Origin of the sequence: Streptomyces sp. NPDC002232, from assembly GCF_042890295.1 — a bacterium.
Taxonomy (GTDB): Bacteria; Actinomycetota; Actinomycetes; order Streptomycetales; family Streptomycetaceae; genus Streptomyces.
Map to the genome: position 1 here is coordinate 993,607 of NZ_JBIARV010000002.1, position 24,226 is coordinate 1,017,832.

A 24,226-nucleotide genomic window follows, 5' to 3' on the forward strand; every position below is an offset into this window, starting at 1 on the left:
TCTCCTGGTCAGGTCGAGAGGGGACAAATCGGCATTCGGGTTGAAGACGTGATCGGCCCCGGATCATCCTTACCGTCATGTCTCTCGCCGCCGCGCTCGACGTGTCACACCTGCCGGACTACGCGTACGACTGGGCCCTGGTCGACGTCGAGACATCCGGACTGATCGCACGACGCGACCGGATCCTCTCGATCGCGGTGCTGACCTTCGGGCCCGACGGGGCCCAGACCGGCGAGTACTCCACTCTCCTGAACCCGGGCTGCGACCCCGGCCCCGTGCACGTCCACGGCCTGACCGAGGAACGGCTGAGCGGTGCCCCGACCTTCGAGCAGGTGGCCGGACGGATCGGAGCGCTTCTGCGGGACCGCGTCATGGTGGCCCACAACGCACAGTTCGACTACGACTTCCTGGCCCATGAGTTCGCCCGCGCCCGGCTGCACCTCCCCGTCACCCAGCGCCTGTGCACCCTGGCCCTGAACCGGCGCGTGGAGCCGCCCTCCGTCGGCCTCAGCCTGGCCTCGCTCGCCGCTCACTACGGAGTGCCCCAGACCAGGGCTCATGACGCGCTTGACGACACGCGTGTCCTGGCCGGGATCTTCCGGTCCTCCCTCGCCGAAGCCGCGCGGCTGGACGTCCCGTTGCCGCTGGTGCCGTGTCCTCCCCGGCAGGATCCGCAGTTCGCCCCGAACCCGCCCAAGACCCCCTGCGCCTACCGGAACCCGGGCCGCCTCGCACTCGGCGGTCCGCTCGTCCAGGGCATGAAGGTCGCCATCACGGGCGAGACGGCGACCTCACGGGCCGAGCTGGTGGCCCGGTCCGTCGCCGCCGGCCTGAACATCATGTCGTCGGTGAGTCGGCACACCAGCGCTCTCGTCACCAACGACTCGGCTTCGGGCTCGGCCAAGGCACGGCGCGCGATCACCGAGGGCGTCACGGTCATCGACGAGCAGACGTTCCTGAAGTTGCTGGGAGACGTGCGGTCCGGAACCTCGCACGAGAACCAGGCGCTGAAGAAGACCCCGGAAGCGGTAGCCCCGGCCGCGCCGCCCGTCACGCAGCCCGCCGCGTCGCCCGTCATGCCGACGCCCTCCCCCGCTGCGACCGTGACCGTCGCGGACATCGCGGATGCCGTGGAAATCGCGGATGCCGTGGAAATCGCGGATGTCGCGGATGTCGCGGAGATGGCAGCGGTAGCGGCGGTAGCGGACGTGCCGGCGCCCAGGAGAGCCGAGACCCGCCGGTCCGTCCGGCCGTTCGGGCGTCGGCGGGTCCTCGTGCTGGGCGGCACCCACGAGGAGGCGTCCGCCGCCCGGGTCAGGGTCGTCGAACTCGGTGGGGCCGCCGCCATCAACCTCTCGGCGAGTGTCACCGACGTCGTCCTTCTCCCCGGGGGCGAACACGACCGCCGCATGACCCGCATCACCGCGCTGGAGCTCCCGGTCCACGCGCGCGGATGGCTCGAAGCCCCCGCCACCGAGCCGGGCGACGTCCCCGCCCAGAGCGGTACGGCCACCGACGTCCTGCCGCGCGGCGGAGTCGCCGACCTCCCCACCCCTGTCACCACCGGTCCCTGGCACGTGAGTGCCTCCTGGGCGCAGCAGACACACTGCGAGATCGATGTCGTCACCTTCGTCCTCGACGAGGATGAGCAGGTCTCCTGCGACGGGGACTTCGTCTTCTACGGTGCCCCGGAAAGCCCGGACGGCGCCGTCCGTCTCCTCTGCGACGGCCCCACCGAGCAGAGCGTCGCCGTCGACCTCGCGGCGCTCCCGCCCTCGGTCCGCCGGATCGCGATCGCCGCCGCCATCGACGGTGCCGCGACCTTCGGGGACATCGGCGCCGTCCGGGTGACCCTCGCGCCGGGCATCGACGCACCGGCCACGGTCCAGGCCACGCTCGACGCCGCCACCAGTGAACGCACCCTGCTCCTCGCCGAGATATACCGCCGGGGACCTCGGTGGCGTTTCCGCGCTGTCGGCCAGGGTTACGACCATGGCCTGGAGGCCCTGGTGCGTGGATACGGAGTCGACGTGGAATGACCCTCGCGCCTCGCGCCCTCAGTGGTCGAATGCCTCAAGGTGCCGACGCAGCAGAGCAGTGATGTCGTCGCCACCCCCTTCGGCCGGAAGCGGCGAGGGGGTGTCCTCGCCGTTCGCCATGGCGAGGCTGCTGGTGAAGCGTACGAGGTCGGGGGCCGGAGCGAAGTCGTCGCGCAGCCATACCGCGAAGGGGCCGGCCTCGTCGGCGGTCACGTCGGTGAGGGCGATGGACGCGTAGTCGGGTTCGGTGAGGGCGCGTCGAGCCGGGCGTGCTCCTCATCGCCAGCGTGGCCTGTCAGTGGACGACGTCGCCCTCGCCATCAACCTGTCTCCGGCGGATGTCATCGTCCGGGCGGTGTCAGCCGCGTGGCTCATCGCTGTCCGCGACGAGGCGGAAACCGAGCAGTGGCACCACGTCCGGCTCGACGTCCTCGGGTGCGGGTGTGCCTTCCAGGAGGAAGCCGAAGAAGGCGCGCAGGGCCTCGTTGCCCAGTTCCAAGGGGTGGAAGGGCAGCGCGTAGGGCTCCTCGTTCCACTCCGGGTCGACCTCCACGGGATGGTGACCTGCCCAGTACGCCGTCTCGAAGGGGAGCGGGTCGCCGATGTTCTCGCCGATGCCACCGTCCGGGGAGAGGCTCAGCGAGCGGACCAGACGGCCGTCTTCCCAGACCGCGAAGGCCAGCCAGTCCGAGACGCTGTGCATCGCGTGCACGATCACGCGGCGTCCCGCCGCCGCCTCCAACAGGTGCGTCGGCAGTTCCGACGGTCGGTCGAACATCAGACGCCGGTCGCAGACCAGGTCCACGCCCGTGAAGCGTGCCGCGTACGTGAGTCCGTCCTGCGGGTACGTCGCCTTCCCCAGCACCTCGCCCTCCGTCGGCTCTGCCCGACAGCCCGGAAAGACCCGGGCGATCAGCGCCGCCGTGCCCTCGGCCACCGGATCACCCGCCGCCTTCAGCGCCGAGGCCGCGTCGCCACCTACGTACGCCAGAACCGCCGTCTTCGCTCCCAATGTTCCAGACGCTAGCCCCAGCCACTGACAGAGCCACCGTCCCAAAGCATGCCGAAGCCTTGGACAGCGACCGCCCGCCGGCGCCGACTTCGCCGAGGCCGAGGTCGTCAGGCTGAGCGACGGGCAGAAGGCGTCGGGCGCCCTCGGCTCCTCCCACCACCACCGTCGAGGGCCGAATTTCATTGAACGGGAATCTACTTCGCGGTACGTGGCTACAGTCGTCGCCCTGACATCACCTGCCCCGTGAACTGTGCGACTCGGCTCGCGAACGGTGGCAGGGCGTGCGCGCAGGGGAGCGCGCATCGCTGAGGAGCAAGGGGGAACCCAGACATGACCCACAGCCCGAGACCCCGGCCGAGCGCGGAGGACAGGAAGAACTTCCGCGTCGGGTGCGGCTTCCTCGTGGCTCTGCTTCTCGCCGTCGGCGGTTGCGGTGCCCTGCTCAACGACGACAACGACACATCGTCCGCCCCACCGTCCGACTCACGGCCCGTATCGACCTCGTCGTCCGTCGACGACGGCGCGGCGGCGACCGTGACCGTCGGGGACTTCGTCGGCATGAAGCTCCAGGCGGCTCAGGACGCGGCGCAGGCCGACGGCGTCCACCACCTCGACTCGACCGACGCCACCGGCCAGGGCCGCCAACAGTTCCTGGACAGCAACTGGACCGTCTGCTCCCAGGACCCCGCGGCCGGCGCGACGATGAGCGTCGACGACACGCTCACCTTCGGCACCGTCAAGTCCAGCGCGGGCGAGACCTGCGAGGACCCCACGGGTGCCGAAAGCACCGACGTTCCCGGAACTGATGACACCTCCACCGTCTCGGGCACGGGCGACGACTCCGGTGACGGCGGCTCGTCCGCCGATTCCGGCACCGGGAGTGACGCAGGTGCCGACTCGTCGAGCAGCGCGTCCGGTTCGTCGACCAGTTCGTCGAACGGTTCGTCCTCGGCGGGGAGTGACTCCGGCTCTTCCTCGTCAGGGAGTGACTCCGGTTCGTCCTCGTCCTCGGACGACTCGCCGCAGGCGCCCGCGGGGGCCACCGCCCAGTGCAACGACGGCAGTTTCAGCTACTCCGCGCACCGGCGGGGCACCTGCTCGCACCACGGTGGCGTGGCCGTCTGGCTCGCCGGCGCGCCCTCCTAGAGCGGAAGGCGTCTCACTCGCCCGCGCCCTCGGCCCGCGTGTGGGCGACGAGGGCGTTGGCGTGGCCGTGGCCCAGGCCGTGCTCGGACTTGAGCCAGTTGACGAGCTCCATGTGCCCGGTGAGCGGGGAGGTGCGGATGAGTTCCTTCCACTCCCCGATCGGACGGCCGTACTTCTTCTCGATGGAGGGGAAGTAGCTGGCGGGACCCTTCACCGCGTCCGTCATGGCGATACCTCGTTCTCGTTCCGATGGGTGATCTTGGTGGTGTCGGTGATGTCGGTGATCTTGGTCAGTCGATGATGCGGGTGTCTTCGGCGATCGTCCAGCGGTCGGCCGGTGTGGCCGTCAGCCGCACCGTCACCGCCGTCAGCCACAGCAGCCCGAGGCCCGCACCGGCGGTGAAGGCGAGGACCGAGGCGGCCGAGGCGGCGAACCCGGCGAGGACGGCCACGGGCACGATCCGGGAGGCGACGGCCCAGCCCCGGTGGCCCCGGGCGGCGAGCGGCCCGGCCAGGATCACGAACGCGGCGCACAGGGACAGATAGCCCACCATCCCCGCCAGCACGTGCGCGGAGCCGTGGCCGGTCATCACGGTCGCCTCGGGCGCGCCCACGGGGAAGCCCGCGCCCGCGTCCGCGGGGAAGACCGCCGCCGCCCAGAACGAGGCCCCCAAGACCCCGATCAGGGCCGGGCCCCAGGTCCCGCCCGCGCCTCCGCCCAGGAGGCGGCGCAGCCCGGCCGCACCCGCGAGCAACAGGGCGCCCGCGAGCAGGAAGTTCACGGTCTGCGTCCAGCCCGCCTCGCCGAGCGCGAGCTGACTGAGGGCGTGCCGGCGGAAGTCGAAGCCGTCACGGGTCACCCCCTGGACCACGCCCGCCCCGAGGAACAGCGGCCCCGCGACGACCGCTCCGATCACCGCGCCACGCCCCGCCGACCGCGAAGGGGAGGAGGTGCGGACGCCGTGGGCACGGGCGCTGAGCGTCTGGGTCATGGCGGGCCTTCCTGGTGCGGATCCTGTCGCAGGTTTGACCGGGGCCGGGCGGCGAAGTCATCGGCGGGGTGTGAGTGACCTGCGCCACACGAACGGGCGGATCATCGCTTCGCACCCTCCCCCCTTCTTGCGTTCACCTTCACCCATTGCAATGGAACTTCTCTTGAAGTTGCGTTAGCCGCAGAGTCATTGCAATGAATTTCTTGCCATCACCTGCAAAAATAGCAAATGGACGCAACGAGCTTGTTGCCCCATCCGTGAATGCAACGTAGCTTTTCCTTCATCGGAAACGACGAGCCCAAGGAGAAGCACCATGCAGAAGTTCGCCACCACCACCCCCGTCTCCGCCGTCCTCGACGTCCCCGCCGGGCGCATCCTGTTCATCGCCGCCGACCGGGCCGACACCACCGTCGAGGTCCTGCCCGCCGACGCCTCCAGGAGCCGCGACGTGAAGGCCGCCCAGCAGACCGGGGTCTCCTTCGGGGACGGCGTGCTGCGGATCGAGGCCCCCTCGGGCAGGAACCAGCTCTTCGGCCCGTCCGGGGCCGTGGAGGTCACCGTCCAGCTGCCCGCCGGGTCCCGCGTCGAGGCGAAGACCGCCGCCGCCGAACTCCGTGGCGTGGGGCGCCTCGGCGACGTGACCTTCGAGAGCGCGCAGGCCACCGTCAAGCTCGACGAGGCCGCGAGCGCCCGCCTCACCCTCCAGGCCGGCGACGTCACGGTCGGGCGCCTCGGCGGCGACGCCGAGATCAGGACCCGTCAGGGCGACCTGCGGATCGGCGAGGCCGTGCGCGGCACCGTCGTGCTCCGCACCGATTCCGGCGAGATCAACGTCGCGGCCGCCCGCGGCGTCTCCGCCTCCCTCGACGCCGGCACCGCCTTCGGCCGCGTCACCAACTCCCTCCTGAACACCGAGGGCGCCGGTGCCGGGCTCAGCATCCACGCCACCACCTCGTACGGCGACATCAACGCCCGCAGCCTCTGAGCCCGCGGCCCGACTCCCGGGCACGATCAGGGCCGTCCGTGGGTACGGATGCCGTGTGGTGATCTTCGGAGGGGCGTCCGTGAGCGTCGTCCGGGCGTGCGTACGGGACGGCGATGGGGGCAGCCCCACGGCCGTACTGGAGGACGGGCCGTACGACGACGAGGAGCGGCGGCGGGTGCCGGAGGCCGCCGGGACCTCCCACGCCGTCTTCGTCTCACCGGTCCCCGGACCGGACGGCCCTCCCGTCTTCTCGCTCCGGTTCTTCACCTCCGAGGGGGAGTTGCCGTCCTGCGGGCACGGGACCGTGGCCGCCCTCGGGTATCTCGCCGCGCGGGCCGGCACCACCGGCACGCACCGGGTGGCCCTGCGGGTCGCGGGCCGTACCTTTCCCCGGCCGGGCCGTACGGAAGGGGGCGTACGGCGAGGTCGACTTCGCCTACGGGCCCGTGGAGCTCCGCCGACCGGATCCGGCCGGGTCCGCGCTCGTCCTGCCCGCCCTCGGCCTCGACCGGCCCGCACTCGGGGCCGAGCCCCGGGTCGCCTCCGTCGGACGGCCCCGGCTGCTGGTGCCGGTGGATTCGCAGGCCGCGCTCGCCGGCCTCTCCCCCGACATGGACCGGCTCCGTGCCGCCTGCGACCGCCTCGGACTCCTGGGCTGTTACGTGTACGCGGCGCCGTCGCCCTCCGGGAGGGTTGCCGCCCGGATGTTCGCCCCGTCGATCGGCGTCCCCGAGGACATCGCCAACGCCAACAGCACCGCCTGCCTCGCCGCACACCTCGGGGAGCTGGGCATCCGTGAGATCCGCGTCGACATGGGGGACTCCCTCGGCAGTCCCGCCACCATCAGGGCCTGGTCGTCCGGTCCGGAGGTCCGGCTGGGCGGCGACGTCCTGGTCCCACCTCCCGGCCCGCTCACGTAACCCCATCCGCTCATCCATCCCCCGGCCCGCTCACGTAATTTCGTCCGTCTCCCGGCCCGCTCCTCAGCCTCCGTCCGTCTCCCGGTCCGCGCCACCGCCCCCGTGCGTCTCGCGTGCCCAGCGGTCGCTCCAGGCCTCCAACGGGGCCAGCGCCTTGACCAGTTCGGCGCCCAGCGGGGTGAGCCGGTACTCCTCGTCGACGCGGGCGAGCAGTCCGGCCGCCGTGAGCTCGTCCAGGCGCGTGGTGAGCACACTGGAGGACATCCGCTCGCAGCGCCGCTGGAGCGCGCGGAAACCGGCCGGGGCCAGGCTCAGTTCCCACAGGACGCGCAGGGCCCAACGGCGCCCGAGCAGGTCGAGCGCGGCCATGACCGGGCGTCCGGACTCCGATCCCCGTACGGGCCGCCCGGGCCGTGGCGCCTCCGCGCCCTCCCCCGGGCCTTCGGAGAACCTCCCTCCGGGTCCCTCGATAGGTCCCTCGATGGGTTCCTCGATAGGTCCCTCGATGGGTTCCTCGATGGGTTCGTCGATCCGTTCCTCCACTCGTCCCTCCCGCTCCCCGCTCCTTGTGCTTCGTTTTCAGAAGCAGCATAGTGGTGCTTCTGAAAACGAAGCAGGAGGTGCAGCCGATGCCGCGCATCGAACCGCTCGTCCCCCCGTACGCCCCCGACGTCGACCGGGCCCTGCGCCGCTGGATGCCGCCCGGCGTCCCCCACGAACCGCTCGCGCTCTTCCGCCTCCTCCACCGCAGCCCCGGCCTGGCGTCGCGCATGTTCGCCCTCGGCGCCGGGCTCCTCGGCCACGGGCTCCTGCCCGCCGCCGACCGCGAGCTCGTCATCGCCCGGGTCACCGCGCGCGCCGGCTGCGCCTACGAGTGGGGCGTCCACGCAGCCACCCTCGCCCCGGCGGCCGGGCTCGGTCCCGACCTGCTCCGCGCGACCGCGGACCCCGACCCCTCGGCGACGGTCCCGCTGACCGCGCACCAGACCGCCCTCCTGGCCGCCGTCGACGAGCTCCACGACACCGCCCGGCTCTCGGAGCCCGCCTGGGACGCCCTGCGCGTCCACTACGGGGACGAACAGCTCCTCGAACTCCTCGTCCTGGCCGGCTGGTACCGGACCATCGGCTACCTCGCCGACGGACTGCTCCTGGAGACGGAACCCTGGGCCGCGCCCTTCCCCACGGGGTGACCCACCCAGGACGGCCTCGCCTCACCCGACCGCGCGCAGCGCCCTCAGCAGGTGCCGCAGGGCCGGGCCCGGCGGGCCCGGGCGCACCGCCAGCGAGGTGGTGACCGCGAGGCCCGCGAGCGGGCGCACCGCCACCCTGGGGCCCTCCGGCAGTCCGCGTACCTCGTAGAAGAGGGTCCACGAGGGCTCCCGGTCCGTGCCGATCGCGGTCAGCGTCGCCCGGAGGTCCGTGAACGCCGGGCCCTCCACCGGGCGGACCCCCGCCGCCCGGAACGCCCCCGCGACCAGGGCGTGGAAGGGCGGGTTCCGATCCTGTGGGGCGAGCCGCAGCGGGAGGCGCGCCAGGAGGTCCAGGCGCGGCTCCGGTTCGGCCGCGAGCGGGTGGTCGCCGGGCAGGGCGGCGTACAGCGGATCGTTCCAGAGCGGAAGCGCCTCAAGACCGCGGACCGCCCCCGGCTCGTCCGGCAGCGCCCGCACGAGGGCCGCGTCCAGTTCCCCTTCGCGTACCGCCTCCAGCCGGCGGGTGACGGGCATCCGGTGCAGGCTGACCCGCAGCCCGGGCGCTCCGGAGGAGAGTGCGGCCAGGACCCGGTCGATCCGGTCCCCCGGGCCGTGGATGCCGCCGAGCCGCAGGATCCCGTCGTCGCCCGCCGTGATGTCGGCGGCCACGCGTGCGGTGCGGTCGGCCGCGGAGAGCACGGCGCGCGCCTCGGGCAGCAGCCGCTCACCGGCACCGGTGAGGAGCACGCGCCGGGTGGTGCGCTCGAAGAGCCTTACGCCCCAGGCACGTTCGAGGCGTCCAACCTGCTGGCTGACCGCCGACTGGACGACGCCGAGCCGCTCGGCGGCCCGTCCGAAACCGCCTTCCTCGGCCACCGTCACGAAGTACCGCAGCTGCCGCAGTTCCACCCCGGCCCCTTCCCGCATCCATCACGAACGGTGATCTCCGCCGTCTGCAACCGCCTGTGGTGCGGCCTCTCTTCCCCGGATCGAATGGGGAGCGCGGGGAATCCGAACCCCCCCGGAAGGGACCGTGAACGATGTCCGAGAACCAGCAGGCGCTGATCGTGCGGGCCGAGGAGGCCGAGCGGATCGGCCTCCCCCACGGCGGCGGGTTCCACCTGCTCGCCGACGCCCGGCACACCGGCGGCGCCCTCGGTGCCAACCGGCTCTCCCTCGGCGAGGGCGCGCAGGGGGCCCGGCCGCACTTCCACGCGCGGTCGACCGAGCTCTTCTACGTCCTGGAGGGGGCCATGCGCTTCACCCTGGACGGCGGGACGACGACCGTGGCGGCCGGGGGTCTCGTCTCCGTGCCGCCCGGGACGCCCCACTCCTTCGGCGCGGCCCCCGGCTCCGCCGCGGAGCTGCTCGTGGTGCTGACCCCCGGGGTCGACCGCTTCGGCTACTTCCGGTCGCTCGGCCGCGTCCAGCACGGTCTGGAGACCTTCGACGGGCTCCTCGCCGCACAGGACCGCTACGACGTGCACTTCCTGTGAGGCGAGGCACCGGCCAGGGGGTTGGGCACCGGGATCCACGCGTCGTGGTCCGCGCCCCGCAGCCGCATGAGGGTGAGGGCCTTCACCCTCAGCTCCGGGGCGAGGAGGGCCGCCCGGTCGGCCCGGTTGTCCGGGGTCGCCGGGAGGGCGTCGTAGGCGCGGTGGACCGCGGCGGCGACGAGCCCCCAGAGCCGGTCCCCGGCGGTCCGGTCCCGGTCGGCGAGGGCGGACACCAGGGTGCCGAAGGTGGTGCCGAAGAGGTGGCCGAACAGCATCGTGCGGAGCACCTCCGGGTCGTCGTCGATCACCCGGCCGCCGACCGGAGCGGCGTCGAGGCCGTGCCGGGCGAGGCGGTCCGGGCTCAGCCGGACGTCGGCGAGGTCGCGGTAGACGAGCCGGCGAGGGCGGGCGTGCGCGTCCAGCACGACCAGCAGGTTCTGTCCGTGGGCGGCGGGCGCGACGCCCCGGCCGAGGAGGCGCAGGAGCGGCGGGACCGCGAGGTCCGCGAAGGCGGCCAGCCAGTGGGGGCCGGCGTCCGGGGCGCCCGCGTTGGCGAGGAGCGCGCGGATCAGGGACGGTCCGTCGTCGGCGGGGCGAGCCGCGAGCCCGGCCACCGGAAGGATGGTCTCCCCCTCCCGCAGGCCGGCTGCGGCCGCCGGCGACTCGCGGAGCAGGACGGCGAGGTCGGCGCTGGGCCCGCCCCGCACGAGCGCGGAGGCGCCGGCGAGGTTGCGGGTGATCCGGAAGGTGTCGGCCAGGTCGGCCGCGGCCTGGCCGAGCAGGGCCGAGAGGGGCGCGCTGTTCTCGACGCCGCTCGGCGAGATGTCGCGGACGGCGCTGGTCATGCGCGTGGTCAGCGCCGTCTTCAGGTGCGGTCCGCCGTCGAGCGGGGCGAGGGTCCGCACGCTCATCAGCGGCAGGGCGGGGATCGCCCCGGTGGCGTACGGCCGGTGCCCGAGGTCGGGCAGGACGTGCTCGCTCTGCCAGGGGTGCACGGGCAGCAGCAGCCGGTCGCCGTCCCGCAGCCGCGCGGGCCACTCCCCCGCGACCCGGCACCGGTCGGCCGGGACCGCCACCAGGTCGAGGCGGACGACGGGGCGGTGCTCGGGCGCGTACGCGAGCTGCTCGGCGACGGAGAGACCGGGGCGGCTGCGGCAGCAGGGGTGGTACGGGTGCCCGTCGACGATGCCCTGCTCGACGGAGGCGAGGGGGTCGTCGGGCGCCGCGTGCGCGCGGGGGCGCGCGAGGGGGGCGTGGGGAGCGTGGGGGGCTCCGCCCGGGCGCTGGTGGGGGTCGTCGGGGGCTCCGCCCGTGCGCGGGTGCGTTCGCGCCGCTCCCGCCCTGGACAGCGCCAGGGAGGCGACGCTGTGGGCGAGTTCGGCGGCGAGGGGCGTCGCGCCCGGCAGGTCCAGCGCGGCGAGGAGCACGGCGGGGTGGCCGTACGGGCGGCCGTCGAGCCGTAGGGCCAGGTCCTCGCCGGGGAGCACCAGGTCGTACGGGAGCCGGGGCGGCCCGGTCAGGACCCGGCCGTCGGCGAGCACCACCCGCCCGGCGGCGGCGTCCCGCGCGGCGACCCCGGGCAGGGGTTCGTGGAGCAGGGCCCGCCACAGCCGGGCGAGGACCGCGGCCCGCGCCGGGGGCAGCTCACGGTGGTAGGCGGCGAGGAGCCGGGGGGCCGCAGCGGCCAGCTGGTCGGCGAAGCCCTGCTCCGTACCCGTACCACCGCCGGCGTGCGCCGGGGCGCGGACCGCCGACGAGGGCGCGCAGCCCGTACCACCGGCATCCGCCGACGCACGGTCCGTACCACCGGCGCCCTCCAGGGAGCGGCCCGCCGCCGAGTCAGGGCCACGGCCCGTACCGCCGGGATCCGCCGAGGTGCGGGCCGCCGCCGGGCCCAGGGCGCCGTCCGTACCACCGGCGTGCGCCGGGGCGTGGGCCGTCGCCGGGTCGGGGGCGCGCGGCGTGGGGCGGGCGCTCGTATCGTGATCCGGAGCGGGGTGCATGAAGGTTCACTACCCTGCGCAGGATGTCCCTACCGGCGGACGACCCGCCGGGGCTCCGGTGGAAGGCGCTGTCGTGAGTGAAGCCAGAGGCCGGGCCGACGCCCTGTCGGCCACCGCCCTCCTCAACTGTCTGATCCGGGAGGTGGCCGAGAGCGCACCGCGCCCGGACGCGGACCACGTCGTCCACCGGCTCCCGGCGACCGGCCGGCTGCTGCGGGTGCGGGCCGGGCGCCGGCCCACCGAGCCCTGCGTCCGGACCGACGGCGGGTGGCTCCCGCTGACCTTCGACGCCCTGGTGGCGCTGACCGCCGACGAGCTCACCCGCCGCACCGGCGTCGCCAACAGGACCGTCGTCGGCGAGATGACCGACAGCCGGGACGTCGTCGCGGCCCTCCAGGACGCGCGCGCGTCCGCGAGCCCGCCGGAGGACCCCTACCTGCGGTCGGAGCAGGCGCTGCTCGCCGGGCACCGGTACCACCCGGCGCCCAAGGCGCGCGGGGCGGGCGCGCCGGAGACCTGGCTGCCGTACGCGCCGGAGGCGTACGCCCGGTTCCCGCTGGAGCTCCTCGGGGTCCGGGCCGACGTCGTCGCGGAGGACGGCGACCTCTCCCCGTTCGACGCGCTCGACACCGGCGCCGCGCCCGACGGGTACGTGCTCCTCCCGATCCACCCCTGGGAGCTCGACCTGCTCCGGGCGCGGGAGCTGCCCGCGTTCCGTGACGGGCGGCTGCTGCGGCTCGGCGCCGCCGCGCCGCGCGCGGGTCTCGCGGTGGCGACCTCCTCGGTCCGCACGGTGTACCTGCCGGAGGCCGACGTCTTCTGCAAGTTCAGCCTGGACGTGCGCATCACCAACGACAACCGCCGTCTGGCGCTGCGCGACCTGCGGTGGGTGCGGACGCTCGGCGAGCTCCTCGCCCCGGTGTTCGACGCGCTGCCGACGGCGTCGTTCCTCGCGGACCGGGGCTACCGCACCGCCGACCTCGGCGGGCAGCACGCCTACGAGGGCTTCGCGGTGATCGCGCGCGAGGGCCTGCGGCCGCACCTGCCGCCCGGTGTGACCCCGTTGCTCGCGGCCGGCATCGGCGAGGGCTTCGAGGGGAATCCGATCGACGGGCTGACGCCCGAGCGGGCGCTCGACTGGTGGCGGCGCTACCTCGGCCTCGTGGTGCCGGCGGTGCTGCACGCCTGGCGGGAGCACGGCCTGGTCCTGGAGTGCCACCTGCAGAACGTCCTCGTCGGCGTGGACGCGGACGGCCTGCCGGCGCGGGTGGTCTTCCGCGACCACGAGGGGGCGCGGATGGTCGCCGAGCGGCACCGCGCGCTCCTGGAGCGGCACCGGTCGCGGAAGCCCGCTCCGGCGCTCGACGCGGCGCACGGCTGGGAGCGGCTCGTGTACTGCCTGGTGACGAACAACCTGTCCGAGATCGCCGGGGCCCTCGCCGACCGCCACCCGGAGCTCGCCGGTGAGCTGTGGCCCGTGGCCCGGGCGGTGTTCGCCGGGTACGTGGCGGAGCACGGCGGCCCCGCCGAGGTCACCGAGCTGCTCCGCTCGCCGCACGTGCCGGCGAAGACCAACCTCCTGCTGCGCTGGCTCGACGCGGACGGCGCCGCCGCCCACTACGTACCGATGCCCAATCCGCTGCGCGAGGCCCCGTGAGCCTCACGCGGCGGAACGGGCCGGACGGACGGGCCCGGTGACGGAACGGGTTCAGCGGACGGGACGGTTCAGCCGCACCCGGACGAGGGTGGTCTCCACGTCGCTGTCGACGAGACGGCCGTTCGCGTCGAAGGCGGCCGGGCCGTCCGTCATCCCGAAGTCGTTGTCGTTGAGCAGGACCAGGGTGGACGAGCCCTCGACGGCGACGCCCTCGATCTTCCCGGGGACGCCCGGCACGGTGTTGAGGTCGACGACGAGGCGCTTGTCGAGCACCGGCACCTCGGCCGCCGCCGCGTCGCCGAGCTGCTCCAGGGTGGGGCCCTCGGCGGTGTCCCAGGCGGTGCCGAGGATGTCGGAGCCGCGGCGCAGACGGACCTCGTAGAGGCGGGCGGCCTTGTCGGTGCGCTCCTGCACGAGGAGGCGGTCGTGGCCGACCGCGACGAGCGCGGAGAGCTTCAGCTCGGAGGTCTTGGTCTGGCCGGGCTCGACGGTGCCGACGGCGTCGAAGCGGTAGGCGTACTCCGCGGTGACCCGGTTCTTGCGGGGCGAGAAGCGCAGCAGCCGGGTGTTGCGGGAGTCCTCGCCGGACACCTTGTCGGGGTTGAGCAGCGGGCTCTGAAGGCCGAGGACGAGGTCGCCGTCGGGCAGCAGCGCGAGGCCCTCGAAGCCCCGGTTGATCTTGCGCTGGAGGAAGATCGACGGCAGCGACTCCACGACCGGGTAATCGGTGCCGGTCAGGCCGAGGCCCCGGGGGACGTGGCGGGCGAGGACGCGGCCGCGGGCGGAGACGTGCACGAGCGAGGGCCCGTACTCGTCGACGAGCCAGAAGCTGCCGTCCTCGGCGCGGACGAGGCCTTCGGTGTCCAGGCCGTTCGGGTTGTACCCGAGCGGGGTGGAGGCGTCGTACGAGTACGGGGCCTCGTCACGGCCGGGCTGGTTCGGCAGGCCGGTCACGGGGGCGCCGGAGGCGGTGGTCAGCGGGATGGACTTCAGGACCTGGACGCGGTCGCCGACGGCGCGGATCTTCACGATGGCCGGGTCGAAACCGGGCACGGGGAAGGTGCGCCGCTTGTCCTTGCCGACGGCGATCTGGCCGTTGGGGCCGCGGTCGGTCACGGTCCAGTACTCGCCGGGCCGCTCGGCCGGGTAGAGGTCGCTGCCGATGCCGCCGAGGTCGACGCCCCGGTCGTCGGCGACGCTGCCCGGCAGCAGGGCGTTGCTGAAGGCGGCGAGCGGGAGGTCGGGCAGGGTCGAGGTGGAGACCACCCGGGCGGCGGGGCCGCCGTGGTGCGCCGGGGTGGCGTCGGCCGAGCCCACGACCACCGAGCACGCGAGGGCGGCGGACAGCGGCAGGACGACGAGGGCGGGCCGGCGCAGAAGGCGCGGATTCATCTGAACTCCCTGGAGGACATGGAAAGTCGCCGGTGAGGGCGGCCTCATGGTCCAGTCCCGCGCGCAACGCGGGGCGACGCGTGCGCGACATCGGGGCGAGCCCTGGGTGAACGCGCGGTCCCGCACCGGCCCGCCGGGCGCCCCGGCCCAGAAGGGAGCGCCCGACCAGAAGGGATCGCCCGCCGGATGGGAGCGCCCGCCGGATGGGAGCGCCCGACACGACACGCCCGCCCGACAGGACTTCGCCTAGTACCGGTCGAGGATGAGCTGCGTCTTCAGGATGTCCCCGTGGTACAGCCAGCCGTGGGCCTCGGCGACGGAGATCGCGTCCGCGTGCAGGTCGGCCGCGTCGGCGTACGAGTCGGTCTTGAAGGACAGTTCGACGACGTACTCCGTGCCGGTGCCGTTCGCGCCGACGACGGGGAGCACCTCGATGCTCGCGTCGTCGGAGGGGCCCCAGGCGCCGCCGTACACCTGGGCGGTGACGGGTCCGTGGGCGCGGGAGGCCTGGAGGGTGGTCTTGCCCCAGCCGGTGGAGTTCCAGTCCTGGAGCTTGCCGGGGATGTCGTTGACGAGCCAGGTGCGGCCGGTGGTGCTCGTCGGCAGGGTGGTGCCGGAGTAGCCGCTGGCGCTGTGGGACTTGTCGTTGGAGAAGCTGAGGGTCTGCTTGGCGTAGCCCCAGTCGACCTCGGCGTCGTAGTTGGTGTCGCCGCTGTCGAAGCCGGCCGCGTTGGCCGTGGTGAGGGCGGCATTGATGTCGCCGTTCGTGACGGGGAAGCGCTTCTTGTACGTCTCCTCGAACGACGAGCCGCTCTTGTGGCGGAGGCGGACGCTCCAGCCCTGCGCGTCGAGGGCGAGCGCGTCCGTGTCGTAGTAGCTGTACGAGCGGGCCTTGGCGGAACCGGTGATGCCGAAGGCCGACTTGACGGCCGCGCTCGGAGCGGAGTTCGCGTCGAGGGCCGCCGCGGTGAGGTTGATCTTCACCTCGTACGTGGGGACGGCGTTGCCCGCGGCGTACGCCGGCGAGGACGGGGCGAGCAGGGCGGCGCCGACGGCGAGGGCGAGCGCCGGACCGACGAGGACCGGGCGCGTGACACGGGACAGGAGGCTCATGCCCCGATGCTCACGAGCCCGGGTGAGGACGGGGTGACCCACGGACGAGGCCCGGGTGAACCGGCGGCGTCGGGCACCCCCCGCCTGTCCGGGCCGCCGGCGAGGCAGAATCGCGCCATGGTCATCACCGCGCGCGCCCTCAACCGCACCACCCTGCACCGGCAGTTGCTCCTGGAGCGGGCGCCGGTCGGGGTCGCGGAGGCGGTGCGGCGGGTGGTGGGCCTCCAGGCGCAGCATCCCGGTTCGCCCTACGTGGCGCTGTGGAACCGGGTCGCGGGCTTCGATCCGGGGGATCTGGACGAGGCCCTGAGCGGCTTCGAGTTGGTCAGGTCGACGCTGATGCGGCTCACGCTGCACCTGGTGCACGCCGGGGACTACCGGGCCTTCCGGGAGGCCATGGAGCCGACGCTGCGCGGTTCGCGGCTGCACGACCCCCGGTTCACGAAGGCGGGGTTCACCGCCGCCGACGCCGACGCGCTGCTGCCGGGTCTCCTGGCGTACGCGGAGACCGCCCGGACCGGGGCCGAGCTCCGGGAGCACCTCGTGGAGGGCCGGGGCGGGCCGGTGGAGGCCGTCGTGTGGCGGATGGTGCGGCAGTACGCGCCGCTGTGGCACGCGCCGACCGGCCCGCCCTGGTCCTTCGGCACCGCGCAGTCCTTCGTCACGGCGGCCGAACGGCCGGTGCTCCGCGACCCGGAGGCGTCCGCCGCCGGCCTGGCCGTCCTGCTCCGGCGCTATCTGGAGGGCTTCGGGCCCGCCTCCGTACCGGACATGGCGCAGTTCACGACGGCCCCGCGCGGTCTGGTGCGCGCGGCGGTGAAGAGCCTGGAGGAAGAGGAGGGTGCGGTGGAGCGGCTGGAGGGGCCCGGCGGGGCGGTGCTGTACGACGTCGCCGGGGCGCTCCGGGCCGACGAGGGGCTGGCCGCGCCGCCCCGGCTCCTCGCGATGTGGGACAGCGTCCTGCTGGCGTACGCGGACCGGAGCCGGGTGCTCCCGCCCGAGTACCGCCGGCACGTGATCCGCGTGAACGGGGACACGCTCCCGGCGCTCCTCGTCGACGGGTACGTGGCCGGGGTCTGGCGGCCGGTCGGGGGCGGGATCGAGGTCTCGGCCTTCCGTCCGCTGACCGCCGCCGACTGGGCGGCCGTCGGGGCCGAGGCCGCGTCGCTCGGGCGGCTGCTCGCGGACCGGGACCCGCACGTCTACCGCCGCTACGACCACTGGTGGGCGAAGGGGGTGCCGGCGGTGGAGTCCCGGGTGCTGCCCTCCTGACGGCCGGTCAGGGTCTGAGGGGCGAGACCTCCCCATTGCCAGCCACCGGGAACGGACATATCTTCGAGCCGACACCTACGGACCGGGATGCTCGTCAGTCCCGGGGCGGTCCGCCGTTCACGGGCCGGACGGCGGGGAGCGGACTCCAGGACGACGGGGGGCGCTGGACGCCGGGCGTACGGGATATCCGTATCCACGTACCCGCAGGAGCTGAGCAGCACATGAGCAAGCACGTCCTGGCGCAGAACCAGTACGGCAAGGCCGAGAACCGCATCGTCACGGTCACCCGCAAGGGCAACGACGGTGCGTGGCACGAGATCCGCGACCTGAACGTGTCGGTGGCGCTGCGCGGCGAGTACCGCGAGGTCCATCTCACCGGTGACAACGGCAACTGCCTGCCGACCGACACCACCAAGAACACGGTGTACGCCTTCGCCAAGGAGCACGGCGTCCACTCGCCCGAGGCCTTCGGCATCCAGCTCGCCCGGCACTTCGTGAACTCGCAGGCCGTGATCCACGAGGCGCAGATCCGGATCGAGGAGTACGCCTGGGAGCGGATCTCGGTGCCCTCGCGCAAGGAGCAGCACTCCTTCGCGCGCAAGGGGCAGGAGGTGCGCACCGCGCAGATCACGTACTCGGAGAACACCGGGCTCCAGGTCCTGTCGGGCCTGAAGGAGCTGACCGTCATGAACTCGACCAACTCCGAGTTCCACGGCTTCATCAAGGACCGGTACACGACGCTCCAGGAGGCGTACGACCGCATCCTGGCGACCAAGGTGACCGCCCGCTGGGCGAACGCCGCCCGGGCCGGCGCCGACGAGGGTCACGACTGGGACGCCTCGTACGCGAAGGTGCGGCGCCACCTGCTGGAGGCGTTCGCGGAGACGTACAGCTACTCGCTCCAGCAGACCCTGCACGCGATGGCGGACCGGGTCCTGGACCACGTGTCCACGGTCAACGAGGTCCGGCTCAACCTGCCGAACAAGCACCACTTCCTGGTGGACCTGGAGCCGTTCGGGCTGAAGAACGACAACGAGGTGTACTTCGCGGCCGACCGGATGTACGGCCTGATCGAGGGCACCATCCACCGTGACGGCGTGCAGCCGGTGATCGCGACCAGCGACTGGATCACCGCCTGACCCGGCGGGTCAGCCGAGCCCGGCCGCCGTCTCCACTCCCAGCCACACGGCTGCGAGCCCGGCGGCCAGGCTCCCGGCCACGTTCAGGGCCGCGTAGCCCTTCGCCCCGTTCTCGTACAGCCGGAACGTCTCGTACGAGAAGGTGGAGTACGTCGTGAGCGCCCCGCACAGGCCCGTGCCGAGCAGCAGGTGGGCCTGGGCCGAGGAGACGCCGGTCAGCAGGCCGAGGACGAACGAGCCCACGACGTTGACGGTGAAGGTGCCCCACGGGAAGACCGATCCGTGGCGCGCCTGGACCGCGCGGTCGGTGAGGTAGCGCAGGGGCGCGCCGACGGCGGCCCCCACCACGACGAGCAGCCAGTTCACGCGTGCCTCCCCCGGCTCCGTACGAGCAGCCGGGCGGCGGTGACGCCCGCCACGACGGCGGTGAGGGCGGTGAGCAGCGTCCCGCCCAGATAGAGCAGGCCCCGTGCCGGATCGCCCGCGCTCAGCAGGCGCTGGGTGTCGAGGGCGTACGTCGAGAAGGTGGTGAACCCGCCGCAGATTCCGGTGCCGAGGAAGGGCCGGAGCAGCGGGTGCGGGGCGGTCGTGGTCTCGGTGAGGAGGACCATGAGGACGCCGAGGACCGCGCAGCCCGTCGCGTTGACGGTCAGGACCGTCCAGGGGAAGGCGCCCTCGGGGGTCGGCCAGACGAGCGAGGCGCCGTAGCGCGCGGCCGCGCCGAGGGAGCCGCCGGCGGCGACCACCGCGACGACCGGCAGTTCCTTGCGCAGCCCCATGGGCACAGACTACGAGAGTCCCCCCGGGGGCCCCGACGGCGGCCGGGACGGCGGCCGGGTCGAGGCGAGGCGCACAGGCACGGTCCCCGGCCTGGGGCATTAACCGGGGTCCGGCCCGTGCAGCCTCGCTCTGCGATGGTCCGGCGACGGAGTGCGACGGGTCAAAGCGGGGCCGGCGAGTCTGTCAGATCCCCCCGCGGGGTATGGCCGGGGCACCCCGGGGCTCGTCCGGAAGGCCCCGAAGGGGGTCCGGGAGGGGCCTGCGGCGGAGCGGTGGAAGGTCTCTGACCTGCGGCGACACGAGGGGAGGTGGCCGGACCACCATCAGGCGGCCGATTCGGGTGCCGGGTACACCTCCTCCCGGGGGGCGGGTCCGGGCGACGCTGGTGCGGCAGCGGGAGGGAGCTGCTCAACCTTCGGGCAGGAGTGTCGTGAGTACATCCGTCGCAACAAAGCGCAGGGCCGTCACCGGGGCCGTCTCCCCGGCCGTACCCCTGGGCGTCGTCAGGTCCTCCGGCGGCGCGGCCGACTCGCGCGAGGACGTCTACGCCGAGCTGTGTGCCGCGCTGTTCTCCGGCTTCCCGCGCCGTGACCAGCGCCTGAAGGCCGAGCAGTACCTGCACGGTCTGCTCACGGCGCAGGGCCGCAAGTCGATCCGGAACATCGCCGCGCAGATCGGCGGGCCGGCGGCCGAGCAGAGCCTGCACCACTTCGTGTCCAGCTCGACCTGGGACTGGCAGCCCATGCGGGCGTCGCTCGCCCGCTACCTGGAGCGCAACGGCTGCCCGCAGGCGTGGGTGGTGCGCCCGATGCCGATCCCGAAGGCCGGGGAGCACTCGGTGGGCGTGGACCGGCGTTTCGACCCGGAGCGCGGGCAGGTCTTCCACGGGCAGCAGGCCTTCGGCGTGTGGTTCGCGAGCGACGAGCTGAGCGTGCCGGTCAACTGGCGGCTGTTCCTGCCGGATCCCTGGGTGAACGACCGGACGCGGCGAGACCGCGCGGAGGTTCCCCAGGAGGCCGGCGAGGAGACCCTGGAGGAGTGCGCGGTCGCGGCGGCGCTGGACACGGCCCGCTGGTCCGACGTCACCCGCAAGCCGGTGCTCCTCGACATCCGGGGCGGCGCGGGGCGGGCGGCCCTGACGCGGCTCGCCGGGGCGGGCGTGCCGGTGGTGGCCCGGATCAACCCGGGCTCGCGGCTCGCGATCGCCGACCGGTCGCTGCCGGGCTTCGGGGCGGGCCCGCTGTCCGCCGTGCAGATCCTGGAGTCGCTCAAGGGCCTGCGCAGGCCGGTGAGCTGGGTGGACACGGTGGCGGGGGCGCGGACCTCGCGGACCTCGCTGGCGACGGCCGTGCGGGTGGCGCTGCCCGCGCCGGGCGGGGAGCGGATGCGTCCGCTGGTGCTGCTCGGCGAGTGGGACGACCCGCGCAGGGCGCCGGCCCGGGTGTGGATCAGCGATCTGACGGGCTCTCCGGTGGGTTCGCTGCTGCGGATCACGAAGCTGGCCCGACGGGTGGAGCGGGACTTCACCGAGGTCGGCGAGGGAGCGGGGCTGCGGGACTTCGTGGGCCGTTCGTTCCGCGGCTGGCACCGTCACATCACGCTGGCCTCGGCGGCCCACGCGGCGACGGTCATGGCCGGCGGCTGGGATGCGGCGTACGAGACGGGCTACGTCTCGGGGCGCTCGGCGAGCTGACGTTCGCGCGCGACGGCGGGTCCCGCCGTCGCGCGTGCGCGGGCCAGGACCTCCCGGGTGCGCTGGAGGCGCAGCGCCAGCTGGACCTCCAGGACCTGACCGGGCTTCTGCCATTCGGGGCCGAGGAGTTCACCGATCCGTTCCAGGCGGCGGGAGACCGTGTTGGGGTGGACGTGGAGCGCCTCGGCCGCGTTCGTGGGACTGCCGCCCGAGGCGAAGTACGCCTCCAGGGTGTGGGTGAGGTCGGTGAACCGCTCGGCGTCGTAGTCCAGTACGGGTCCGATCGCGGCCTCGACGAAGCCGTCGACGTCGTTGTCGTCGGAGAGCAGCAGCCCCAGGAAGCCGAGGTCCTGCGCGGAGGCGGCGGAGCCGGTGCCGCCGAGGGCGCTCATCGCGTCCAGGCAGCGGCCGGCCTCCTGGTGGATCCGTCCGACGCCGTCCGGGCTCTGGGCGGGTCCGGCGGCGGCCACGGACACGGGGTGCCCGAGCAGCGGGGACAGCTCGGCGGCGACGGCCTTGGCGGCGGCCGAGGCGTCTATGCCGGGGAGCAGCAGCACGATGCAGCCGCCCTGCACGGTCTTGAGGCCGGAGAGGCGGTACGCGTACGAGGACGCCCAGACGACCGCGCGGCCCTGCTCGCCGCCCTCGGGCCGGGCGAGCACGAGGACGTGGGGCCGCCCCAGGTCGACGCCGAGACGCCGGGCGCGCTGGGCGATCTGCTGCGGGGCGTGCGGCGGGTCGGCGATGAGGTCGTCGAGGAGTTCGTCGCGGACGGGTCCTTCGGCGACGGCGGTGGAGCGGCGCATCAGGAGGAGGAAGGCGACGGACTGCGCGGCGAGTTCGAGGAGGCGTTCGTCCTCGCCGGTGAGGCTTCCGGCGGCGCGGACGACGAGGCCGCCGAGGTCCTCGGAGCCCGCGATGACGGGCGCGACCCAGGTGTCGTCGGCGGCGAGGACCGGGCGGCGGCGGGCGTGCGCGTCGAGGGAGGCCTTGGCGACGGCCTCCTCGTCGAGGCCGGGGAGGTCGCCCGCGGTGGCGAGGGGCCGGCCGCCGGGGTCGCGGATCAGCACGGTCGCGTCCAGGGCGTCGGCGGCGGCCTTGGCCACGTTGCACAGGTCGCCGCCCGCGAGGACGAGGTTCATGATGCGGCCGTGGGCCTCGCTGACGTGCCGCATCCGGGTGAGGCTGGTGCGCACCCGGGAGCTGTCCCGCTCCAGTTCGGAGACCTCGGCGCGGGTGCGGTCGAGGAGGCCGGCCTTCTCGACGGCGAGGGCGGCGAGGTCGGCGAGTCCCGAGAGGAGCGCGATCTCCTCGGAGGTGTGGTGGCGGACGCGCCGGTCGGCGCCGTAGAGGGCGCCGATGACGGTGTCCCCGCTGCGCAGCGGGGCGGCCACGATCGCGTGGAGCCCTTCGGCGCGCAGGGCGGACTCGGCGATCTCGTCGAAGGCGGGGGCGTGGACGCCCGCGTCGAGGGAGCCGGAGGGGGCGAAGCGCTCGTCGGCGAGGTAGTCGGCGGTCCAGACCGCTTCGCCGTGGAGCTGGACGGCGCCGCCGAGTCCGTACCCCTCGGCGATCCGGAGTCCGGGGGTGAGGCGCGGTCCGGGACCGGTCGCGGCGCGGGAGCCCTCGGTGGTGTGGACGTAGCAGGCTCCGTGCGGGCCGCGCAGGGTGACGTAGGCCAGGTCGAGGCCGAGGATCCGCCGGGCGCGCCGGGTGATGACCCGCAGCAGGCTGTCGAGGTCGTAGGAGAGGGTGAGGTCGCGGGTGGTGTCGGTGAGGGCGGTGAGCGCGGCCTCGCGGCGGGCCTCGCGGGCGCGGCCGGTGTGGACCTGGCCGGCGAGGGCCACGGCCCGCTCCAGGCGGTGGAGTTCGGGGCCGCTCAGTCCGCTGCCGCGGGCCTCTTCGACGAGGGCGTCGAGGTGGGCGGGCTGGGCCTGCCGGGCGAGCAGTTCGAGGACCGTGAGCAGCGCGTCACCGCCACCGGCTCCGTCCGCGCCGTCGATCGTCATGGCCCCCACCCCGGTAGTCGAGCGAAATCGGGCACCTCGGAGGAAACCCGTACTGCTCGCCGAAAAGTAATTCGGCTTCGGGAGTCGGTCAACGGTGAGTTGCCCCACTTCATTCCCCGTGCCGGGCGGTCACCCCGTCGGCCGTCCGCCGGACGGCGGCCGGAGGGCCGCCGGAGGTCAGCCGACGGAGCCTGCCGGGACGAGCCGCTCGCGGGCGGAACCGTACCGCGCGGTGCCGTACTGGGCGGGGACGTAGGCGGCCGGAACGTGCTGGGTGGGGAGGTGCTGCGTGGGGATCCGCGGGGCGTACACGGGCCGGCCGGCCGTGTCCCGCACGGCCAGGACCGAGCGCTGGAGGCGGCGCAGGCGCGCCGAGGGCTCCATGCCGCTCTCGCTCTTGAGGCGCACGCGGAGCCGCTCGTACACGACGAGGGCCTCGTCGTGGTGTCCGCAGCGCAGGAGCGCGACCATGAGGTGGGCGTGGAGGGGCTCGTTGGTGCGGTAGCGGGCGACGAGTCCGGTGAGTTCGGAGACGAGTTCGGCGTGCCGTCCGAGGCCGAGCTGGGCCTCCATCCACTGGTCCAGGACGCTGAGCCGGGACGTTTCGAGGCGCTCGATCTCCCTGCGGAGCCGGGGGCCCGCGGCGACGCCCGCGTAGGGTTCGCCGCGCCACAGGGCCAGTGCCTCGCCGAGGCGGAGCGCGGCGCGGGACAGGTCGCCGGCCTCCATGGCCCGGTAGCCGGCGCCGGCCGCGCGCTCGAACTGCCAGACGTCGTTGGCGCCGCCGCCGGTGTCGAGCCGGTAGCCGCCGGGCTGGGAGACGAGTATCGCGTCGGCGCTGCGCCGGTCCGACCAGCCGGGGCGCGGCTCCGCCGGCGCGGCGTCGCGCAGGGCGCCCGCGATGAGGGTCCGCAGCTCGGCTATGTGCGCCTGTAGTTCGGCGCGGGCGCCGCGCGGCGCGCCGGACGGCCACAGCTCCTCGGTCAGGACCGTCACGGGGACGACCTGGTCGGCGCTGGCCGTGAGCAGGGCGAGGAGCTGCCGGGGCGCGGCCGCCGTCGGGGTGATCGACACCCCGTTCTCACGTACCGACAGTCCCCCCAGGATCCGGACGTCCACCTTGCCCCCTCATGCCTGTGCGGTGTCTGTGCGCGGGATGACTCTGGATGATTAGAAAAGACCCCCGTAGGCATGTCAATAAGAAACCGGAGGGTACGGAACGAGGGCCCCGGATATCGTGGTGCTTCACCCCTTTTGTCCGGAAATTTGGACGTCACGTTTCTGTCAATGGCGGAGAACTTGTGTACACGGAAAGCTGTTTCCGGACTCGGGGGTACGCTTTCGAAGCCTTCTTGCGGATGCCGAGAGGGTTCACACCCACGAGATCA

Annotated in this window: 23 protein-coding genes and 1 pseudogene; 11 read left to right on the top strand and 13 right to left on the bottom strand. The window is 73.7% G+C overall.

The window, feature by feature from the left end; translation table 11 throughout:
• Window positions 1–77: 77 nt before the first annotated feature.
• A complete protein-coding gene (locus tag ACFYXU_RS11235) occupies window positions 78–2,039 on the top strand; it encodes a TerD family protein (protein WP_389457406.1) in 1,962 nt (653 codons plus the stop codon).
• 18 nt (window positions 2,040–2,057) lie between these two features.
• Here ACFYXU_RS11235 and ACFYXU_RS11240 read toward each other — a convergent pair whose 3' ends face one another.
• Window positions 2,058–2,252 (bottom strand): hypothetical protein, encoded by a 195-nt coding sequence (locus ACFYXU_RS11240; protein ID WP_389407168.1) that lies wholly within the window; start codon window positions 2,250–2,252, stop codon window positions 2,058–2,060.
• A gap of 145 nt (window positions 2,253–2,397) precedes the next feature.
• The gene (locus tag ACFYXU_RS11245) at window positions 2,398–3,051 is read right to left on the bottom strand and encodes a DUF6928 family protein (RefSeq protein ID WP_389457408.1); all 654 of its coding nucleotides are present in this window, start codon (window positions 3,049–3,051) and stop codon (window positions 2,398–2,400) included.
• Window positions 3,052–3,381: 330 nt separating this feature from the next.
• Between ACFYXU_RS11245 and ACFYXU_RS11250 the strand changes: the two genes are divergently transcribed.
• Complete coding sequence (locus ACFYXU_RS11250; protein WP_389407166.1) at window positions 3,382–4,197, top strand: DUF3761 domain-containing protein; 816 nt, start codon at window positions 3,382–3,384, stop codon at window positions 4,195–4,197.
• Window positions 4,198–4,210: 13 nt separating this feature from the next.
• Here the strand turns inward: ACFYXU_RS11250 and ACFYXU_RS11255 are convergent, their stop codons facing one another.
• Together ACFYXU_RS11255 and ACFYXU_RS11260 are read right to left on the bottom strand one after the other, a co-directional pair.
• Window positions 4,211–4,423 (bottom strand): DUF4287 domain-containing protein, encoded by a 213-nt coding sequence (locus tag ACFYXU_RS11255; RefSeq protein WP_389407165.1) that lies wholly within the window; start codon window positions 4,421–4,423, stop codon window positions 4,211–4,213.
• Between the two features lie 64 nt (window positions 4,424–4,487).
• Entirely contained in the window at window positions 4,488–5,189 is a 702-nt protein-coding gene (locus ACFYXU_RS11260; RefSeq protein WP_389407164.1) for a DUF998 domain-containing protein, read from the bottom strand.
• 313 nt (window positions 5,190–5,502) lie between these two features.
• Here ACFYXU_RS11260 and ACFYXU_RS11265 point away from each other — a divergent pair, with 313 nt between their 5' ends.
• The 3 genes and pseudogenes from ACFYXU_RS11265 (at window position 5,503) to ACFYXU_RS11275 (ending at window position 7,094) form a co-directional block, all read left to right on the top strand.
• Window positions 5,503–6,174 (top strand): DUF4097 family beta strand repeat-containing protein, encoded by a 672-nt coding sequence (locus tag ACFYXU_RS11265; protein ID WP_389407163.1) that lies wholly within the window; start codon window positions 5,503–5,505, stop codon window positions 6,172–6,174.
• A gap of 175 nt (window positions 6,175–6,349) precedes the next feature.
• Window positions 6,350–6,472 (top strand): annotated as a pseudogene (locus tag ACFYXU_RS11270) (PhzF family phenazine biosynthesis protein); the annotation flags it as partial.
• 148 nt (window positions 6,473–6,620) lie between these two features.
• Window positions 6,621–7,094: a PhzF family phenazine biosynthesis protein gene (locus ACFYXU_RS11275; RefSeq protein ID WP_389457410.1), complete on the top strand. Its 474-nt coding sequence runs from the start codon at window positions 6,621–6,623 to the stop codon at window positions 7,092–7,094.
• Window positions 7,095–7,157: 63 nt separating this feature from the next.
• Here the strand turns inward: ACFYXU_RS11275 and ACFYXU_RS11280 are convergent, their stop codons facing one another.
• Window positions 7,158–7,463 (bottom strand): winged helix-turn-helix transcriptional regulator, encoded by a 306-nt coding sequence (locus ACFYXU_RS11280; protein ID WP_389407161.1) that lies wholly within the window; start codon window positions 7,461–7,463, stop codon window positions 7,158–7,160.
• A gap of 260 nt (window positions 7,464–7,723) precedes the next feature.
• Between ACFYXU_RS11280 and ACFYXU_RS11285 the strand changes: the two genes are divergently transcribed.
• Window positions 7,724–8,284 (top strand): carboxymuconolactone decarboxylase family protein, encoded by a 561-nt coding sequence (locus tag ACFYXU_RS11285; RefSeq protein ID WP_389407160.1) that lies wholly within the window; start codon window positions 7,724–7,726, stop codon window positions 8,282–8,284.
• Between the two features lie 21 nt (window positions 8,285–8,305).
• Here the strand turns inward: ACFYXU_RS11285 and ACFYXU_RS11290 are convergent, their stop codons facing one another.
• Complete coding sequence (locus ACFYXU_RS11290) at window positions 8,306–9,193, bottom strand: LysR family transcriptional regulator (RefSeq protein WP_376508161.1); 888 nt, start codon at window positions 9,191–9,193, stop codon at window positions 8,306–8,308.
• 131 nt (window positions 9,194–9,324) lie between these two features.
• Between ACFYXU_RS11290 and ACFYXU_RS11295 the strand changes: the two genes are divergently transcribed.
• Complete coding sequence (locus ACFYXU_RS11295) at window positions 9,325–9,780, top strand: cupin domain-containing protein (protein WP_389407159.1); 456 nt, start codon at window positions 9,325–9,327, stop codon at window positions 9,778–9,780.
• Here ACFYXU_RS11295 and ACFYXU_RS11300 read toward each other — a convergent pair.
• A complete protein-coding gene (locus tag ACFYXU_RS11300) occupies window positions 9,759–11,783 on the bottom strand; it encodes an IucA/IucC family protein (protein WP_389407158.1) in 2,025 nt (674 codons plus the stop codon). The genes ACFYXU_RS11295 and ACFYXU_RS11300 overlap by 22 nt on opposite strands.
• A 73-nt stretch (window positions 11,784–11,856) precedes the next feature.
• Between ACFYXU_RS11300 and ACFYXU_RS11305 the strand changes: the two genes are divergently transcribed.
• Window positions 11,857–13,440 (top strand): IucA/IucC family protein, encoded by a 1,584-nt coding sequence (locus ACFYXU_RS11305; protein ID WP_376508164.1) that lies wholly within the window; start codon window positions 11,857–11,859, stop codon window positions 13,438–13,440.
• A gap of 51 nt (window positions 13,441–13,491) precedes the next feature.
• Here ACFYXU_RS11305 and ACFYXU_RS11310 read toward each other — a convergent pair whose 3' ends face one another.
• Both ACFYXU_RS11310 and ACFYXU_RS11315 read right to left on the bottom strand, forming a co-directional pair.
• Window positions 13,492–14,832, bottom strand: a complete 1,341-nt coding sequence (locus ACFYXU_RS11310) for an esterase-like activity of phytase family protein (RefSeq protein WP_376508165.1) — start codon at window positions 14,830–14,832, stop codon at window positions 13,492–13,494.
• 246 nt (window positions 14,833–15,078) lie between these two features.
• Entirely contained in the window at window positions 15,079–15,945 is an 867-nt protein-coding gene (locus ACFYXU_RS11315) for a hypothetical protein (RefSeq protein WP_389407157.1), read from the bottom strand.
• A 117-nt stretch (window positions 15,946–16,062) separates the two neighbouring features.
• Between ACFYXU_RS11315 and ACFYXU_RS11320 the strand changes: the two genes are divergently transcribed.
• Both ACFYXU_RS11320 and pucL read left to right on the top strand, forming a co-directional pair.
• Window positions 16,063–17,217: a winged helix DNA-binding domain-containing protein gene (locus tag ACFYXU_RS11320; protein ID WP_389407156.1), complete on the top strand. Its 1,155-nt coding sequence runs from the start codon at window positions 16,063–16,065 to the stop codon at window positions 17,215–17,217.
• A 221-nt stretch (window positions 17,218–17,438) separates the two neighbouring features.
• Complete coding sequence (gene pucL / locus ACFYXU_RS11325) at window positions 17,439–18,356, top strand: factor-independent urate hydroxylase (RefSeq protein ID WP_389407155.1); 918 nt, start codon at window positions 17,439–17,441, stop codon at window positions 18,354–18,356.
• Between the two features lie 9 nt (window positions 18,357–18,365).
• Here the strand turns inward: pucL and crcB (ACFYXU_RS11330) are convergent, their stop codons facing one another.
• Together crcB (ACFYXU_RS11330) and crcB (ACFYXU_RS11335) are read right to left on the bottom strand one after the other, a co-directional pair.
• A complete protein-coding gene (crcB, locus tag ACFYXU_RS11330; RefSeq protein ID WP_361393505.1) occupies window positions 18,366–18,722 on the bottom strand; it encodes a fluoride efflux transporter CrcB in 357 nt (118 codons plus the stop codon).
• Entirely contained in the window at window positions 18,719–19,135 is a 417-nt protein-coding gene (gene crcB, locus ACFYXU_RS11335; RefSeq protein ID WP_376508169.1) for a fluoride efflux transporter CrcB, read from the bottom strand. Before crcB (ACFYXU_RS11335) ends, crcB (ACFYXU_RS11330) begins: the two co-directional genes overlap by 4 nt.
• Window positions 19,136–19,566: 431 nt before the next feature.
• On the opposite strand from crcB (ACFYXU_RS11335), the gene ACFYXU_RS11340 reads away from it, so the two are divergent.
• Window positions 19,567–20,829 (top strand): IS701 family transposase, encoded by a 1,263-nt coding sequence (locus ACFYXU_RS11340; protein ID WP_376508170.1) that lies wholly within the window; start codon window positions 19,567–19,569, stop codon window positions 20,827–20,829.
• Here ACFYXU_RS11340 and ACFYXU_RS11345 read toward each other — a convergent pair.
• Window positions 20,802–22,838, bottom strand: a complete 2,037-nt coding sequence (locus ACFYXU_RS11345) for a helix-turn-helix domain-containing protein (protein ID WP_389457412.1) — start codon at window positions 22,836–22,838, stop codon at window positions 20,802–20,804. The two genes, ACFYXU_RS11340 and ACFYXU_RS11345, sit on opposite strands and share 28 nt — an antisense overlap.
• Before the next feature lie 177 nt (window positions 22,839–23,015).
• Entirely contained in the window at window positions 23,016–23,957 is a 942-nt protein-coding gene (locus ACFYXU_RS11350) for a BTAD domain-containing putative transcriptional regulator (protein ID WP_376508172.1), read from the bottom strand.
• Window positions 23,958–24,226 lie beyond the last annotated feature (269 nt).